Origin of the sequence: Cellulomonas xylanilytica, from assembly GCF_007989805.1 — a bacterium.
Classification (GTDB): domain Bacteria; phylum Actinomycetota; class Actinomycetes; order Actinomycetales; family Cellulomonadaceae; genus Cellulomonas; species Cellulomonas xylanilytica.
Map to the genome: position 1 here is coordinate 479,634 of NZ_BJUB01000002.1, position 15,923 is coordinate 495,556.

The window sequence follows — 15,923 nt, forward strand, 5'->3', positions numbered from 1 at the left end:
TCACACCCGACAGGTGTTGGCCTCTCATCCAGCGTGACGATCAATTCAGGGTCCAACAACGCTGCCTCCCCGACGGACGCGCTGCCTGCTGCGCTCCGGGAACGCTGGCGCGACGAGAGCGTCAGCTCGGTCTGGCTGCGCCCGTCCGACTGGTACCACCCGGCGGTCGACGCGCTGGCGACCGCGGTGCTGACCGCAGGGGACGCCGCGCTCGCGGCCACGGAGCTGGGCCACGCCCGCGGGTACGACGGTGTCGGGATCGGCGAGACGCTGGACGACCTCGCCTGCCTGTACCGGACCCTCGGCGCCACGGAGCCCCCCATGCCCGTGCTGCGCGCCCTGTGCGAGGGCTGGGCCGACGCCCAGGCCGGTGCCGTCGTCGTCGGCGCGGCGATGGACCCCGAGTCGGGGCTGCCGAGCCGTCAGTACCTGGCGCTCCGGCTCGCCGAGACGTACCGCGACGCGACGCTGCCCACCCAGCGCGCCCGCACCGCGGCCACGCTCGGGCACCACCTCGTGGTCGTCGACGTGGCCACGGGCGACGTGGACCCGTTCACGCGGGCTGCCCGCTCTGCCGCGGTCGGCGCCGCGATGATCCAGACCTACGGCGACGGCCACCCGATGGCGACCCTGGGCGGCGGCGTCTTCGCAGTCCTCGCGCGCGCCGACGAGGACCCGCACCCGCCGCTCGAGGCCCTGCACCGTGAGATCGCGCGCCGGTGCGAGCTGCTCAACGTCCGGGCGTCCGTCCGGCAGCCCGTCCGCGTCTGGGTCGAGCCGCTGCCGAGCACGCACGAGCAGGCGCTGCGGATGCTCGACCGGGTCGCCAGGCCCTGACCCAGCGGTTCCCGACAGGTGTCCGGCAGGTAAAGCGCAGGTCAGGGACTTGTCGGTAGCCGGCGGGGGACAACGGGGGCGAATGCGTCTACCGTCGATCCATGAACAGCGCTGGACTAGCTCCGAGCGACCCCGCGACACCCTCAGAACGAAGGGTTGCCGAGGTAGCTGAGACGTACCCGCCCGACCTCCCCACGCAGCCCGACCGTCGGTCGACGGTGCCCGTCGACCAGCCCCTCCCGCCCGTCGACGAGGCGCTCGCCGCCTCCCCCGAGCCCGGCCCGGTCCTCGCCTCCGGCGCGACCGCGGACGTGTTCGCCCTCGACGACGCGCACGTCCTGCGCCGGTACCGTTCCGGCGCAGACGCGTCCTCCGAGGTCCACCTGCTGCGGCACGTCGTCGCGCACGGGTTCCCCGCCCCGGCCGTGCTCGAGGCCAGCGGACCGGATCTCGTGATGGAGCGCATGCACGGACCGACCCTCCTGCAGGCGCTCGCGGCGGGCGAGGTCTCGCTGCCGGACGCGGCCGGCATCCTGCAGGACCTGCACACCCGTCTGCACGCGATCCCGGCGCCCGAGGGCTGGGGACCCGACCAGCCCGAGTCCTGGCCCCTGGTCACGGGGGGCCCGACGGTGGTCCACCTCGACCTGCACCCCGGCAACGTCATCCTGACGGAGAGCCACGGTCCCGCCCTGGTGGACTGGGCCAACGCCCGTACCGGCACGGCCGAGCTCGACGTCTCGCTGACCGCCCTGATCATCGCCGAGGTGGCCGTCGACGCCGGCGGCGTGTACTCGCAGGCCGCCCGCGCGCTCCTGGCGGCGTTCCTGGCCGCGACGGACGTCGACCCGCTCACCGAGCTGGACGCCGCAGCCTCGCTGCGCGCCCAGGATCCCTCGCTGGTGCCCGGCGAGCGCGAGCTGGTCCCTGCGGCCGCCGTGCTGGTCCGGGACCTCGTCCAGGTCGCCGCGCACCCCTGACGCGCGCCGGCACGACGACGGCCGCCCCGGTCAGCGGGGCGGCCGTCGGCGTGCGTGGGGTCAGCGGGGGCTGAACGTGAGGCAGTCCGCCTCTTCGTGGCCGGCGCCGACGCGGATGGACGGCGCGCTGCACTCCAGCGACGCGTTGTGCACGCACTCGGCGCGCTGGCAGGCACCGACGTGCGTGATGACCTTGTCGAGGCCGCCCTTGGTGCCGAGCGGGAAGAACGTGGTGCACTGCGCGTCGCCCGTGGTGCCACCGATGTTCACCGCGGCGGCGTGGCAGTGCGAGTGGTCGTTGTAGGAGCAGCCGGCGACCGAACACTCGGCGACTGCGGGCATGTCCATCAGGGTGCTCATGTCGACCTCCGTGGGGCGGGACGTGCGTGGTTCCCTCGACGGTAGACCCGGTCCGCGCACCCTGCCTAGAAAGGAAGGCCTGGCTTACCCGCAGGTCAGAGGCACAATGCAGGTGAGGCTGCCCTCACACGGGACCCGGTTCGCGCCGACGGGTGACCTCCCTGACGGTGAGCCACACCATCAGCGCACCCTGGACGAGGAGCGCCACCGCGAACGGCAGCGCCGGCGGGAGCGTGATCGCCAGGACGAGGCCACCGACGACGAAGAGCACGCTGAGGCCGGCCGTGACCACCAGCCGCCAGAGGGCCAGCGCGCCGAGGGCGCCTCGCGTCGCCCCACCGACGGCCCGGTAGCCCGCCCGACCGGCCGGCGAGCTCATGCCCGGCACCGTGGACGTCGCACCCGGTCCGGCCATCCAACCCGGGGCAGCGGCCTCCGTCGACGGCCCCGCCGCGATCGCCTGTGCCACCAGCTGCTCACCGACCCCCGCGACCGCGCCCAGCACGCCACCTCGAGCACGCAGCTGGTACACCGCCTCGACCGCCGCGTGGTGCTCGACCGGGATCTGCACGTCACCGCTGCCGCGGTCCGCGCGCACGTGCTGAGCCAGCGCGTCCGCCAGCGGGGAGCCGGCGTACCGCTCGTCGGTGATCGGGGCGAACGCGTGCGTGATCGGCTCGTCGGGCCCGTAGAAGGTCACAGGTCCCACGCCCGGCGTGACCTCCTGGCCGAGGACCGGCCTGCCGGCCGACCGCGACGGCTGCACGTGCTTGGTCCAGCGTGAGCCGTCCCACCAGCGGAGCATGCCGTCCCGCTGCGGGTCCGGGTACCAGCTCGGTGCGACGGCGTCCACGACGGCTCCAGGGCTCGGGGGCTCCGACGACGAACGGCCGGTTCCGCAGGGGAATCGGCCGTTCGTCGAGCAGGGTTGAGCGTCGGGTCAGAAGTCCCAGTCGTCGTCCTCGGTGTTCACGGCCTTGCCGATCACGTACGAGGAGCCCGAGCCGGAGAAGAAGTCGTGGTTCTCGTCGGCGTTCGGGGACAGGGCCGACAGGATCGCCGGGTTGACGTCGGTCTCGTCGCGCGGGAAGAGCGACTCGTAGCCGAGGTTCATCAGGGCCTTGTTGGCGTTGTAGCGCAGGAACTTCTTGACGTCCTCGGTCAGGCCGACGCCGTCGTAGAGGTCCTGCGTGTACTCGACCTCGTTGTCGTACAGCTCGAAGAGGAGCTCGAACGTGTAGTCCTTGAGCTCCGCCTTCTCCGCCGCCGACAGCTTCTCCAGGCCTTTCTGGTACTTGTAGCCGATGTAGTACCCGTGCACGGCCTCGTCGCGGATGATCAGGCGGATGAGGTCGGCCGTGTTGGTGAGCTTGGCGCGGCTGGACCAGTACATCGGCAGGTAGAAGCCCGAGTAGAAGAGGAACGACTCCAGCAGGGTGCTGGCGACCTTCCGCTTCAGGGGCGAGTCGCCGCGGTAGTAGTCCATGACGATCTCGGCCTTGCGCTGCAGGTTCGGGTTCTCCTCCGACCAGCGGAACGCCTCGTCGATCTCCTTGGTGGAGCACAGCGTCGAGAAGATCGAGCTGTACGACTTGGCGTGCACCGACTCCATGAACGCGATGTTCGTGTAGACGGCCTCCTCGTGCGGCGTGATCGCGTCGGGGATGAGCGAGACGGCGCCGACCGTGCCCTGGATGGTGTCCAGCAGCGTCAGGCCGGTGAAGACGCGCATCGTGAGCGTCTTCTCCTGCTCCGTCAGCGTGGCCCACGACTGCACGTCGTTGGAGACCGGCACCTTCTCGGGCAGCCAGAAGTTGCCGACGAGGCGGTCCCAGACGTCCGCGTCCTTGTCGTCGTCGAGCCGGTTCCAGTTGATCGCCGAGACGCGGCTGACGAGCTTGAGCTTCTCGCTCATCGGAGTGCTTCCTTCGTGTCGTTCAGAGAATCGAGAGAACCCGTCAGAGCATGCACGAGACGCAACCTTCAACTTCCGTGCCCTCGAGTGCCAGCTGGCGCAGGCGGATGTAGTAGATCGTCTTGATGCCCTTGCGCCAGGCGTAGATCTGCGCCTTGTTCAGGTCACGGGTGGTGGCCGTGTCCTTGAAGAACAGGGTCAGCGACAGGCCCTGGTCGACGTGCTGCGTCGCCTCGGCGTAGGTGTCGATGACCTTCTCGTAGCCGATCTCGTACGCGTCCTGGTAGTACTCCAGGTTGTCGTTGGTCATGAAGGGCGCCGGGTAGTAGACGCGCCCGATCTTGCCCTCCTTGCGGATCTCGATCTTCGACGCGATCGGGTGGATCGAGCTCGTCGAGTGGTTGATGTAGCTGATCGAGCCCGTCGGCGGCACGGCCTGCAGGTTCTGGTTGTAGATGCCGTGCTCCTTGACCAGCTCAGCCAACGCCGCCCAGTCCTCCTGCGTCGGGATGTGCACCCCGGCCTCGGCGAACAGCGCCTCGATGCGGGCGGTCCTCGGCTTCCACTCCTTGGCGATGTACTTCTCGAAGTACTCGCCCGTCGCGTACTTGGAGTCCTCGAAACCGAAGAACTTCTGCTTGCGCTCCTGCGCGAGCAGGTTCGACGCACGGATCGCGTGGTACGCCACCGTGTAGAAGTAGATGTTGGTGAAGTCGAGGCCCTCGTCGGACCCGTAGAAGATGCGCTCGCGGGCCAGGTAACCGTGCAGGTTCATCTGGCCGAGGCCGATGGCGTGACCACCGGCGTTCGCCTTCTTGATCGACGGGACCGACTCGATGTCGGTCTGGTCGGAGACGCCGGTGAGCGCACGGATCGCCGTCTCGACGGACTTGCCGAAGTCGGGCGAGTCCATGGCCAGCGCGATGTTCATCGAGCCGAGGTTGCAGGAGATGTCGCGGCCGACCTCCTGGTAGGAGAGGTCCTCGTTGTACGTCGACGGCGTCGAGACCTGCAGGATCTCCGAGCACAGGTTTGAGTGCGTGATCTTGCCGGCGATCGGGTTGGCCCGGTTCACCGTGTCCTCGAACATGACGTACGGGTAGCCGGACTCGAACTGCAGCTCCGCGAGCGTCTGGAAGAACTCGCGCGCGCTGATCTTGGTCTTCTTGATCCGGGCGTCGTCGACCATCTCGTAGTACTTCTCGGTGACGTTGATGTCCGCGAACGGCATCCCGTACACACGCTCGACGTCGTACGGCGAGAACAGGTACATGGGCTCGTTCTTCTTGGCCAGCTCGAACGTGATGTCCGGGATGACGACGCCCAGCGAGAGGGTCTTGATGCGGATCTTCTCGTCGGCGTTCTCGCGCTTGGTGTCGAGGAACCGGTAGATGTCCGGGTGGTGCGCGTGCAGGTACACCGCGCCGGCGCCCTGGCGGGCACCCAGCTGGTTGGCGTAGGAGAACGAGTCCTCGAGCAGCTTCATCACGGGAATGACGCCGGAGCTCTGGTTCTCGATGTGCTTGATGGGAGCGCCGTGCTCGCGGATGTTGCTGAGCAGCAGGGCCACGCCGCCGCCGCGCTTGGACAGCTGCAGGGCGGAGTTGATGCCGCGCGCGATCGACTCCATGTTGTCCTCGATGCGCAGCAGGAAGCAGGAGACGGGCTCACCGCGCTGCGCCTTGCCGAGGTTGAGGAACGTGGGGGTGGCCGGCTGGAAGCGGCCGGAGACGATCTCGTCGACCAGGGAGATCGCGAAGTCCTGGTTCCCCTCCGCCAGGGCGAGGGCGACCATGCAGACGCGGTCCTCGAAGCGCTCCAGGTACCGCTTCCCGTCGAACGTCTTCAGCGTGTACGACGTGTAGTACTTGAACGCGCCGAGGAACGTCTGGAAGCGGAACTTCTTGGAGTACGCGTACTCGAAGAGCGTCTTGATGAACGCGCGGTCGTACTGCCCCAGCACCTCGGGGTCGTAGTACTTGTTCTCGACGAGGTAGTCGAGCTTCTCGTTGAGGTCGTGGAAGAAGACCGTGTTCTGGTTGACGTGCTGCAGGAAGTACGCGCGCGCCGCCTCACGGTCCTTGTCGAACTGGATCTCGCCGTCCGGGCCATACAGGTTCAGCATGGCGTTGAGGGCGTGGTAATCCAGTCCCGACGTCTCTACGCGGGTATCTGCGACTGTCGTTGCCAAAATCTTCCCAATCCCTCACGGACGTTGTGGACGTCCTCGGTCGTACCCATGAGCTCGAAGCCGTACAGGTAGGGGACGTGGCACTTGGCCGCGATGATGTCCCCCGCGATGCAGTACTTCTCGCCGAAGTTCGTGTTGCCGGCCGCGATGACGCCGCGGATCAGAGCACGGTTGTCCTCGTCGTTGAGGAACTTGATGACCTGCTTCGGTACTGCCCCACCCTCGTTGCCCCCGCCGTACGTCGGCAGGATCAGCACGTACGGCTCGGAGGCGTGCAGGAACGGGTCGGACGGCAGCAGCGGGATGCGCTCTGCCGGCAGACCAAGCTTCTGCACGAAACGGTGGGTGTTGTCCGAGGAGGAGGAGAAGTAGACCAGGGAGCTCATCGGCCGGATCCCCTCACCTCGGGTCGTGCTCACATCAGACGCCCTACGGGCGCGGAAAGGCCCGCCGAATCGGCGCGGTGTCGAGACCAGCGCCGATCCGGGGAGTCTCGGTCAGGCGACTGCCGTGGCCAGACGGTCGGCGAGTGCCTTGATGCGGTCGGGGCGGTAGCCCGACCAGTGCTCGCCGTCGACGATCACGACGGGGGCCTGCAGGTGGCCGAGCGACATGACGTAGTCACGCGCGTCGGCGTCCTCGCTGATGTCCACCACCGTGTAGTCGGCGTCGAGCTTGTCGAGCGCGCGGTAGGTCGCTGTGCACTGCACGCACGCCGGCTTGCTGTAGACCGTGATCGTCATGGTGGCTCCCCGTTGTCCTGTCTGCGGCACGCTCCCCCCGGAGCGTTCGCGAAGCTGTTCTCTGAAGCTGAAGGGCCCGCCTTCCGGGCCTGGCGTGGTGCGAAGAGCCGCTCTGGCACTGCCAGACGCTCTCTGCACTGCGTCGTGACTAGACACTACACCTAGGGGTCCCACTCGCAATGGACCACTAGGGGTTGTAGTGACAAGCGTGTCATTCTTCACCCTGTGGAGAAGTTCCAGGTTACCGGCGACCACTGACACGGCCGCCACCAGCAGCGATGCGCGGCCGTGCACAGGCGTCCACAGGGTCCCGCTCCGGACCCACAACCTGCTCCACACGGCAGTCCACACCCGGCCCGTCCGAATAGCCCGGAACGCCCGGCACGACACGCCAGGAGCAGTTCTGCGACATGCCCGCAGACACGCCGACGAGCGCACGAACGGCCGCCGCACTCACGTCGGCGCGGTGCGCGATGCTGTCCCCTGTGCACATCACGACGCTCGGGGCGCTCGCCGTCGACGGTCGCCCCGTCCGTGGCGACCGTCTGGTGGCACTCGTCGGCGCGCTCCTGGACGCCCGCGGCCGCACCGTCTCGTCGGCCGGGCTCGTCGAGGACGTCTGGGAGGGCTCACCGCCCGACGACGCGCCCGGCGCCGTGCAGGCCCTGGTCTCGCGGGCGCGCCGCCTGGGGTTCGCCATCGAGGCCGCCCCCGGCGGGTACCGGCTGCCCACGGACGGGCTGCGGATCGACGTCGTCGACGCCGAGGCGCTGCTCACCGAGGGCCGCAGAGCCCTGCGCTCGGGTGACGCGGCCCGCGCCCGGGATCTCGCCCGTGACGCGCGCGGCCTCGTCCCCGCCGTGCCCGACCTGGACGACCCGACCACCGCGCACCTGCTCACCGGGGTCGTGACGCTGCAGGCCGAGGCCGGGCTCGCCCTCGGCCACGTCGAGGACCTGGCCGACGACCTGCGCCGCTGCGCGCTGCGCACCCCGCCCGACGAGCCGCTCGTCGCGCTCCTCGTGCGCGTGCTCGCCGCGCAGGGCCGGGACGCCGAGGCGATCGAGGTGGTCGAGCACCTGCGCAGCGAGCTGGCCGACCGGTACGGCACCGACCCGTCGCCGGTCGTGTCGCAGGTGCACGTGGCGCTGCTGCGCGGCGAGCTCGCCCCGGTGGCTGCACCGCCACCGGTCGCCGCGCGTCGCGCCACGCAGACGCTGCCTGCCGCGTGGCGCCGGCCGGCCACCGCGCTCGTCGGCCGGGACGACGACGTGCGGCAGGTCGAGGCGGCGCTCGGCACGTCCGGCCTGGTCACGGTCGTCGCGACGGGCGGCGCCGGCAAGACCCGGCTGGCCGGTGAGGTCGCACGGCGCGCGGCCGCCGGTGGCCGGTCGGTGCGGGTGGTCGAGCTGGCCGGCCTGCGCACCCCCGCGGAGGTGCTGCCCGCCGTGCTCGCCGCGATCGGCGGGGCCGACGTGACCGCAGCGCGGGCGGGCCTGGCGGCCGACCGTCGGCTGCTGACCCCCGAGGACCGCCTGCGGCTCGCGGCGCAGGACCTCGACGGCATCGTGGTGCTCGACAACTGCGAGCACGTGCTCGACGCCGCGGCGGTCGTCGTCGGCGACCTGCTGGCCGTCGCCTCGTCCGACGTGGTCGTCCTCGCGACGAGCCGGGCACCCCTCGGGCTGGTCGGCGAGTCCGTGCACCGCCTGCGGGCCCTGCCCGACGCCGACGCCCTGGAGCTGCTGGAGTCGCGCGCACGTGCCGGCCGGGCCGGCCTCGCGTGGGACCCGGTCCGCGCCCTCGAGCTGTGCCACCGGCTGGACAACCTCCCGCTCGCCCTGGAGCTCGCTGCGGCACGCCTGCGGTCCATGACGGTCGACGACGTGCTCGACGGCCTGAGCGACCGGTTCGCGCTGCTCGACGACGCCCTGCGCGGGTTGCCGGAGCGGCACGCGAGCCTGTGGGCGATGGTGGACTGGAGCCGCGAGCTCCTGGGACCGACCGACCGGGCGCTGGTCCAGCGGCTGGCGGTGGTCCCGGCGCCGTTCACGGCCGAGACGGCGGTCGCGGTGTCGGGCGAGCAGCCGGCCACCGTGCGGCGAGGGCTGGCGACGCTCGTCGAGCAGTCGCTGCTCACCCTCGACGAGGAGGACGCCGGGCCGGCGCGCTACCGGATGCTCGAGACGGTCCGGGAGTACGGCGAGGTGCGTCTCGACGGCGACGAGGAGCGGGCCGCGGCCATGGACGGCCTGGTCCGGTGGGCGGCGGCGACGGCGGTCGCGGTCGGCGCGGACTTCGTCGGCGCACGGCAGCTGGCCGCCTTCGACCGCTGCGCCGCCGAGCAGGACACCCTCGTCGCCGCCCTGCGGTGGGCCGTCGACCACGACGACGAGGCGGGTGCGGTCGACATCGCCAGCGCCCTGTTCCACCTGTGGAGCATCCGCGGGATGCACGTCGAGTGCGTCCAGTGGGCGCTGCGCCTCCTGTGCGCCGACGACCCGGCCCGGCGGCGCCGGTCCACCCTGTTCCAGGGCACCGCGGCCGGGCGTCCGCTCCCCGACGCCGACCGGCTGGCCACCGCCGGCGTCTTCGCGGCCGTCAACGCCGGCGTCGCCACCTCGCAGCGGCCCGTCGCGCTCGCGTGGCGCGCCATCCGGCTCGTGCTCAGCGACCGCCCGACGGAGATCTCGCCACGGATGCGGGCGCTCGCCGCGACGCTGCCCGCACTCGGCTCCCCCGACGTCGACCAGAGCCTGAGCGCCGCGGAGCGGATGATCGAGGCCGACGACGAGTTCCTCCAGGGCCTCGGGCTGTTCATGCGGGCCGCCGTCCGGGAGAACGCCGGTGACCCGTCCACGTCGAGCGCGGACGCCCGCGAGGCGTACCGCCGGTTCCGGGCCATCGGCGACCACTGGGGCATGGGGATGGCCGCGCAGGGCATCGGGCAGTGGGAGGGCGCGCGCGGCGGGGCGGACGCCGAGCGGTGGCTGCTCGAGAGCCTGGACCACCTGGAGCTCGTCGGCGCGATGCAGGACGTGCGCAGCCTCCGGGTCCAGCTCGACCTCCAGCGGGCTCTCGCCGGTGACGCCGCCGCCGCCTCGCAGCTGCGCGAGGTCACGACGTCCCCCCAGGTGGACGACGTCGACGTGGCCCAGGCCCATCTCGGGCTGGCGCAGGTGGCGTCGCAGGAGGGCCGCAGCCAGGACGCGATCGACCACGCGGAGTCCGCCGCGGCTCTGGTCACCCCCGCGCGGATCCCGATGCCGCAGCCGCGCGTGGTCTTCCTCGTCGCCGTCGCGGTGATCCACCTCCGCGTCGCCGCGCTGCCCGGCGGGCGCACGACCGCCTCCGAGGCGCGCGCGGTCGAGCTGCTCGCGGCGGCCGGCGCCGACGCCGTCGGCTCCACGGACATCCCGGTGCTGGGCACGTTCGCCCTCGGGTTCGCCGAGCTCGCGGCCTTCCGGGGCGATGCCGACCGCGCACGGGAGCTGTGGGCGCTGGGGACGCGGCTCGGGGCGAACCTCGTGATGTTCTTCCAGCTGGGGCTCGGCACCCTGAGCGAGGAGGTCCTCGGCGACGAGGCCTCCCGCGAGGCGCTGCTCGACCCGTGGCACGCGGTGCCGCCTGCCCAGGCCGCCGCCCGGGTCCGTGAGCTCACGGCCGACGCCGGCTGAGCACACCCAGCCGGCGTCGGGAGCCCGTCAGACCTTGCGGCGGTACGCACGCATGGCCAGCGGCAGGAACACCGCGACCAGCCCGACGCACCACGCCAGCGTCCAGTAGACGCTGTCCCCCATCGGCGTGCCCAGGAACAGGCCGCGCATCGCGGCGACCAGGTGCGTGAGGGGGTTCCACTCGACGAAGCTCTGCATCCAGCTGGGCAGCGTCGCCGCGGGCACGAACACGTTCGACGCGAAGCTCAGCGGCATGATGATCAGGAACATGATCCCCTGCACCGCGCCCGAGGTCCGGACCTTCATGCCGACGAAGACCGACACCCAGCTCAGGCAGAGTGCGAACAGGACGGCCAGCAGGCAGCCCGCCACCGCGCTCAGCGGGTCGGTGAGGATGCGGAAGCCCATCAGGTAGCCGACGACGAACGTCGACAGGATCACGATCACGTAGCGGACCACGTCACCGAGCACCGCGCCCACCAGGGGTGCGGCCCGCGGGATCGGCAACGACTTGAAGCGGTCGAAGATGCCCTTGCCCAGGTCGGTGTTGAGGTTCACCCCGATGGCGATCGCACCCTGCGCGATGGTCTGCGCCAGGATGCCGGGCAGCAGGAACTGCAGGTAGTCGTGGGTGCTGCCCGCGACGGCCCCGCCGAAGATGTAGACGAAGATCACCAGGAAGATCGCGGGCTGCAGCGTGACGTCGATGAGCGCCTCGGGAGTCCGCCACGTCTTGATCAGGCTCCGCTTCGCCAGCGACAGCGAGTGCCGCACGAGCGGGAACGGCTTGCGTGCGACGGTGGCGGCCGACGCGGGCACGGCGCGGGGCGAACGGTGCTCGGTGAGCGTGGCCATCAGGCCACCTCCTTGTTCTCGGTCGTGCCGGCCGTGTCGTCGTCGGACGCGGTCCTGCCGGTCAGCGTGAAGAACACCTCGTCCAGGCTGGGCAGGTGCAGGGACAGCTCGGTGACGCCGATGCCGGCGCTCGCCAGGCGGGACACCGTGGCGGTGAGCGCCGAGTCGTCCTGCACCGGGACCGCCAGGACGCCCTTGCGGATCTCCTCGGCAGCCGTGCCGGAGGACACCTGACCGAGCAGGGTCGCCGTCTCCGCCATGCGGGACAGGTCCGCCGGACGCACCTCCAGCGTCTGGCCGCCGACCACGCGCTTGAGGCCCTCCGGGGTGTCGTGCGCGATGACGCGACCGTGGTCGATCACCGTGATCTCGTCGGCGAGCGCGTCCGCCTCCTCCAGGTACTGCGTCGTCAGCAGGACGGTCGAGCCGTCCGTCACCAGCGACCGGACGACGTCCCACATGTCCTCGCGCTTGGCGGGGTCCAGGCCTGTGGTCGGCTCGTCGAGGAAGATCACGTCGGGCCGGCCGACGAGGCTCGCGGCCAGGTCGAGCCGGCGGCGCATGCCACCCGAGTACGTCTTGGCGGGGCGGTCGGCCGCCGCGGTCAGGTCGAACCACTCGAGCAGCTCGGCGGCACGGGCGCGGGCACCCGCGCGTCCCAGGTCCAGCAGCGTGCCGAACAGCACCAGGTTCTGCCGGCCGGAGAGGTCCTCGTCGACCGACGCGTACTGGCCCGTCAGGCCGATCGACTGGCGGACGCGCTCGGCGTCCTTCACCACGTCGAACCCGCTGATGCGGGCGTGGCCGGCGTCGGGGACGAGGAGGGTGGACAGGATGCGGACGGCCGTCGTCTTGCCGGCCCCGTTGGGGCCGAGCACGCCGAGGACGGTGCCGCGGGCGACGGCGAGGTCGACGCCCTGCAGGGCCTTCGTCTCGCCGAAGTGCTTGACGAGGCCGTGGGCCTCGATCACCAGGTCGTGTGTCATGGCTCCAGCGTGGGCGGGCACGCCGACAGGCCACCGACACGGCACCGACACGGTGCTGTCAGCGGCGTCCCGGTGGCACGCTGCGAGGATGGCCTTCACCGACGAGGAGCTCGCGTACCTGTCGTCCCAGCCGCTCGCACGGCTGGCCACCGTCGGTGAGGACGGTGCGCCGGACGTCGTCCCGGTGGCGTTCGAGGTCGACGGCACGGTCCTGTGGGTGGGCGGCGCCGAGTCGTTCCTCCGGACACGCAAGGTCCGCAACATCGAGGCGGGACACCGCCAGGTCGCCCTCGTCGTCGACGACCTGGTCTCGCTCGACCCGTTCGCCGCCCGCGGCATCCGCGTCTACGGCACCGCCGAGGACCCCGTCGAGCGCACCGGGATGATCGGACCGGGCTGGTACCTGCGCATCACGCCGACCGTGTCGTGGAGCTGGAACCTGGCCGGCGAGCCCGCCGGCGACACCTGGTACCCGATGCCCCGGACCGTGCACTGACCCGGCTAGCGGAGCGCCGCCAGCAACCGGTCCAGCTCGTCGTCGGACGTGTAGTAGTGCGGGCTCGCCCGGACGACCTCCGTGAGGCCGCGGGCACCGAAGTCCAGCTGTGCCGACGAGATGCGCGTGACGCTCACGTTGACGCCCGCAGCGGCCACCCGGGCACGGACCTCGTCGGCACGCATCCCGTCGACCGTGAAGGTGACGATGCCCGACCGGCGCACACCCTTGTCGCGGACCGTGACGCCGAGCGTCTGGGAGAGGTCCTCGCGCAGACGCGCGGCGAGCCCGGTGACGCGCTCCTCGATCGCCGGCAGCCCGAACGACAGCGCGTAGTCGACGGCCGCGCCGAGGCCGAGGTTGTCGGCGACCGACCGCTCCCACGTCTCGAACCGCAGGGCACCGGGGACCACCTCGTACGTGGTCGGCGACGTCCAGGTCGCCGCACCCAGGCCCAGGACCGGCGGGACCAGGCTCTCGGTGATCGCGCGGCTCGCGTAGAGGAAGCCGGTGCCGCGGGGGCCGCGCAGGAACTTGCGGCCCGTGGCGGCGAGCAGGTCGCAGCCGAGCGCGTCGACGTCCACGTCGAGCTGGCCCACCGACTGGCACGCGTCCAGCAGGAACGGGACGCCGGCCTTCCTGGTCAGGGCGCCGACGGACTCCGCCGGGTTGACCACTCCCCCGCCCGTCGGGACGTGCGTCAGCGCGACGAGCGCGACGTCGGAGTCCAGCCGGCGCTCCAGCTGGTCCAGGTCGACCTGGCCGTGCTCGTCGTCCTCGATCACCTCGAGCGTGGCGCCGGTGCGTTCGCACGCCTGCAGGAGGGCGATCGCGTTGCTGATGTACTCGGTGCGCGCGGTGAGAACCCGCTGGCCGGCCTGCAGCGGGATCGACGAGAACGCCACGTTCCACGCGGCGGTCGCGCTCTGCACCAGCGCGATCTCGTCGGGCTGGGCGCCGATCAGCCGGGCGACCGAGTCGTACACCCCCGACACCCGAGCGTGCGACTCGGCCTCCGCCTCGTACGGCCCGATCTCCGCCTCACGACGCAGGTGCGCAACCACCGTGTCGGTCACCACGCTCGGCCGCAGCGCGCCACCCGCGTTGTTCAGGTGGGCCACGTGCTCGATGCCGGGCGTGTCACGGCGGGCGCGGTCGATATCGATCGTCACGCTCAGGGAGTTTAGGCAGCGCGCCGCCGGCGGACGTCCGCAGATCAGAGCGTCAGGACGACCGGATGTGCGGACGCAACCGCACCCATCGCGGGACGTCCGCGGATCCGAGCCTCAGGACGACCGGATGCTCGGACGTCCCGGGGGTGCGGATGGGAGCGTCCGAGCACGCGGTCGCCAGCCACACCCTCGGACGTCCGCACTCCTGCGGGGTCGAGCCCCATCGAGTGCGGACGTCAGCAGGGACCGCACGGGACGTCCGCACTCGTGCGGGGTCGAGCCCGCACGAGTGCGGACGTCGCGGGGGGTCAGCGGCTGCTGGGGCGCCAGAGGACGACGGCTGCGCGGTCCGCGGTCGTCGTCGGGCGGCGGCTGCGGCTGGCCGTGCGGTTGACCGCGACGACGTCGCCGCGCGGGTCGGCCGTGAAGATGCGGCGGCCGGGGTCGACGAACGCGCGCAGGTACTCGACCTGCCGCTTCAGCTGCTCCAGCTCCCCCTCGAGCTCGAGGATCCGCTTGATGCCGGCCAGGTTCACGCCCTCGTCCTGCGAGAGCCGCTGCACCTCGCGCAGGGTCGCGATGTCCCGCAGCGAGTACCGCCGGCCGCGGCCGCTGGCCCGGCTCGGCGTGACCAGGCCGAGGCGGTCGTACTGCCGCAGGGTCTGCGGGTGCATGCCGGCGAGCTCGGCGGCCACCGAGATGACGTAGACCTTGGCGTCCTCGCCGGGCATGGCTACTTCTTCGCCGCGTCGAGCAGGTCTGCGCGCACGTCCTCACCGGACGTCGCGATGCCGAACGCCTGAACCGCCTCACGGGCGGCGGCGCTCAGGCGCTGCGGGACGACGACCTGCACCGTGATCAGCAGGTCGCCCTTGCTGCCCGGGACACCTTTGCCCTTGACGCGCAGGACGCGACCCGACGGGGTGCCCTCCGGCACGCGGACGCGCACGGTGGACCCGTCGAGGGTCGGCACCTCGATCGTGGCGCCCAGCGCGGCCTCGTCGAACGCGACCGGGACGGTGATCCGCAGGTTGTCGCCGTCGACGGAGAAGACGGGGTGCGGGGTGACGCGGACGGTGATGACGAGGTCGCCCGCGGGTCCGCCGCCGGCACCGGGCCGGCCCTTGCCGCGCAGCCGGATCTTCTGGCCGTCGCGGACCCCCGCGGGGATGCGCGCGTTGACGGTGCGGCCCTCCACGGTGAGCGACACCGTCGACCCCTCGACCGCCTGCCGGAACGGCAGGGTCGCGCTGGTGGCCAGGTCGGCACCCTGCTGCGGACCGAAGCCGCCGGCGCCGCCGTTGCCGAACAGCCCGCCGAGCAGGTCCTCGAACCCGGCCGCTCCGCCGGGGGCGTTGGTGTAGCGGACGCGACCGCCGCCGGGCTGCGCGCCGCCGAACATGCCGCCGAAGACGTCCTCGAACCCGGCGCCGCCACGACCGCCGGCCGTGAACCGCGGGCCGCCCGCCATGGCGCGCAGCTGGTCGTACTGGCCGCGCTGCTCAGGGTCGGACAGGACCGCGTAGGCCTCGCCGACGTCCTTGAACCGCGCCTCCGCCTTGGCGTCCCCCGGGTTGTGGTCCGGGTGCTCCTGGCGCGCGAGCTTGCGGTACGCCTTCTTGATGGTGGCGGCGTCGGCGTCCTTGGGGACGCCGAGGACCGAGTAGAAGTCCTTCTCGAGCCAGTCCTGACCGGTCACGCCGCTCCTTCC

15 protein-coding genes are annotated in these 15,923 nt (G+C 71.5%); 4 read left to right on the plus strand and 11 right to left on the minus strand.

Annotation, left to right across the window (positions count from 1 at the left end; translation table 11 throughout):
* Nucleotides 1-33: 33 nt before the first annotated feature.
* Nucleotides 34-837 carry a hypothetical protein gene (locus tag CXY01_RS05125; protein WP_246125043.1) on the plus strand — a complete coding sequence of 268 codons (804 nt, stop codon included), beginning with the start codon at nucleotides 34-36 and terminating at the stop codon, nucleotides 835-837.
* 218 nt (nucleotides 838-1,055) lie between these two features.
* On the plus strand, nucleotides 1,056-1,817 hold the full coding sequence (locus CXY01_RS05130) for a phosphotransferase (protein ID WP_246125045.1): 762 nt from the start codon (nucleotides 1,056-1,058) through the stop codon (nucleotides 1,815-1,817).
* A gap of 60 nt (nucleotides 1,818-1,877) precedes the next feature.
* Here CXY01_RS05130 and CXY01_RS05135 read toward each other — a convergent pair whose 3' ends face one another.
* The 6 genes from CXY01_RS05135 to nrdH all read right to left on the minus strand — a co-directional run bounded on the left by CXY01_RS05135 (nucleotide 1,878) and on the right by nrdH (nucleotide 7,026).
* Nucleotides 1,878-2,177, minus strand: coding sequence for a DUF1540 domain-containing protein (locus CXY01_RS05135; protein ID WP_146925968.1), 300 nt, complete (start codon nucleotides 2,175-2,177; stop codon nucleotides 1,878-1,880).
* A gap of 124 nt (nucleotides 2,178-2,301) precedes the next feature.
* Nucleotides 2,302-3,030 (minus strand): DUF2510 domain-containing protein, encoded by a 729-nt coding sequence (locus CXY01_RS05140; protein ID WP_146925969.1) that lies wholly within the window; start codon nucleotides 3,028-3,030, stop codon nucleotides 2,302-2,304.
* An 87-nt stretch (nucleotides 3,031-3,117) separates the two neighbouring features.
* Nucleotides 3,118-4,092: a class 1b ribonucleoside-diphosphate reductase subunit beta gene (gene nrdF / locus CXY01_RS05145; protein ID WP_146846702.1), complete on the minus strand. Its 975-nt coding sequence runs from the start codon at nucleotides 4,090-4,092 to the stop codon at nucleotides 3,118-3,120.
* Between the two features lie 43 nt (nucleotides 4,093-4,135).
* Nucleotides 4,136-6,283: a class 1b ribonucleoside-diphosphate reductase subunit alpha gene (nrdE, locus tag CXY01_RS05150; protein WP_146925971.1), complete on the minus strand. Its 2,148-nt coding sequence runs from the start codon at nucleotides 6,281-6,283 to the stop codon at nucleotides 4,136-4,138.
* Nucleotides 6,253-6,669: a class Ib ribonucleoside-diphosphate reductase assembly flavoprotein NrdI gene (gene nrdI / locus CXY01_RS05155; protein ID WP_146925973.1), complete on the minus strand. Its 417-nt coding sequence runs from the start codon at nucleotides 6,667-6,669 to the stop codon at nucleotides 6,253-6,255. Before nrdI ends, nrdE begins: the two co-directional genes overlap by 31 nt.
* 111 nt (nucleotides 6,670-6,780) lie before the next feature.
* Complete coding sequence (gene nrdH, locus CXY01_RS05160) at nucleotides 6,781-7,026, minus strand: glutaredoxin-like protein NrdH (RefSeq protein ID WP_146925975.1); 246 nt, start codon at nucleotides 7,024-7,026, stop codon at nucleotides 6,781-6,783.
* Between the two features lie 485 nt (nucleotides 7,027-7,511).
* Here nrdH and CXY01_RS05165 point away from each other — a divergent pair, with 485 nt between their 5' ends.
* Complete coding sequence (locus tag CXY01_RS05165) at nucleotides 7,512-10,703, plus strand: ATP-binding protein (RefSeq protein WP_146925976.1); 3,192 nt, start codon at nucleotides 7,512-7,514, stop codon at nucleotides 10,701-10,703.
* 27 nt (nucleotides 10,704-10,730) lie between these two features.
* On the opposite strand, the gene CXY01_RS05170 is transcribed toward CXY01_RS05165, so the two are convergent.
* On the minus strand, nucleotides 10,731-11,558 hold the full coding sequence (locus CXY01_RS05170) for an ABC transporter permease (protein WP_146925977.1): 828 nt from the start codon (nucleotides 11,556-11,558) through the stop codon (nucleotides 10,731-10,733).
* On the minus strand, nucleotides 11,558-12,544 hold the full coding sequence (locus CXY01_RS05175) for an ATP-binding cassette domain-containing protein (protein ID WP_146925978.1): 987 nt from the start codon (nucleotides 12,542-12,544) through the stop codon (nucleotides 11,558-11,560). Before CXY01_RS05175 ends, CXY01_RS05170 begins: the two co-directional genes overlap by 1 nt.
* Before the next feature lie 88 nt (nucleotides 12,545-12,632).
* Between CXY01_RS05175 and CXY01_RS05180 the strand changes: the two genes are divergently transcribed.
* The gene (locus tag CXY01_RS05180) at nucleotides 12,633-13,040 is read left to right on the plus strand and encodes a PPOX class F420-dependent oxidoreductase (protein WP_146925980.1); all 408 of its coding nucleotides are present in this window, start codon (nucleotides 12,633-12,635) and stop codon (nucleotides 13,038-13,040) included.
* Nucleotides 13,041-13,045: 5 nt separating this feature from the next.
* Here CXY01_RS05180 and CXY01_RS05185 read toward each other — a convergent pair whose 3' ends face one another.
* The 3 genes from CXY01_RS05185 to CXY01_RS05195 all read right to left on the minus strand — a co-directional run bounded on the left by CXY01_RS05185 (nucleotide 13,046) and on the right by CXY01_RS05195 (nucleotide 15,911).
* A complete protein-coding gene (locus CXY01_RS05185; protein ID WP_146925981.1) occupies nucleotides 13,046-14,212 on the minus strand; it encodes an aminotransferase class V-fold PLP-dependent enzyme in 1,167 nt (388 codons plus the stop codon).
* A gap of 308 nt (nucleotides 14,213-14,520) precedes the next feature.
* Nucleotides 14,521-14,943 (minus strand): heat shock protein transcriptional repressor HspR, encoded by a 423-nt coding sequence (locus CXY01_RS05190; protein WP_146925982.1) that lies wholly within the window; start codon nucleotides 14,941-14,943, stop codon nucleotides 14,521-14,523.
* Nucleotides 14,944-14,945: 2 nt separating this feature from the next.
* Nucleotides 14,946-15,911 (minus strand): DnaJ C-terminal domain-containing protein, encoded by a 966-nt coding sequence (locus tag CXY01_RS05195; protein ID WP_146925984.1) that lies wholly within the window; start codon nucleotides 15,909-15,911, stop codon nucleotides 14,946-14,948.
* Nucleotides 15,912-15,923 lie beyond the last annotated feature (12 nt).

Bases quoted from the DNA above. Each gene is read 5' to 3' on its own strand.
- CXY01_RS05135 (WP_146925968.1), bottom strand. From the start codon at position 2,177: ATGAGCACCCTGATGGACATGCCCGCAGTCGCCGAGTGTTCGGTCGCC.
- nrdF (WP_146846702.1), bottom strand. From the start codon at position 4,092: ATGAGCGAGAAGCTCAAGCTCGTCAGCCGCGTCTCGGCGATCAACTGG.
- nrdI (WP_146925973.1), bottom strand. From the start codon at position 6,669: ATGAGCTCCCTGGTCTACTTCTCCTCCTCCTCGGACAACACCCACCGT.
- nrdH (WP_146925975.1), bottom strand. From the start codon at position 7,026: ATGACGATCACGGTCTACAGCAAGCCGGCGTGCGTGCAGTGCACAGCG.
- CXY01_RS05170 (WP_146925977.1), bottom strand. From the start codon at position 11,558: ATGGCCACGCTCACCGAGCACCGTTCGCCCCGCGCCGTGCCCGCGTCG.
- CXY01_RS05175 (WP_146925978.1), bottom strand. From the start codon at position 12,544: ATGACACACGACCTGGTGATCGAGGCCCACGGCCTCGTCAAGCACTTC.
- CXY01_RS05180 (WP_146925980.1), top strand. From the start codon at position 12,633: ATGGCCTTCACCGACGAGGAGCTCGCGTACCTGTCGTCCCAGCCGCTC.
- CXY01_RS05190 (WP_146925982.1), bottom strand. From the start codon at position 14,943: ATGCCCGGCGAGGACGCCAAGGTCTACGTCATCTCGGTGGCCGCCGAG.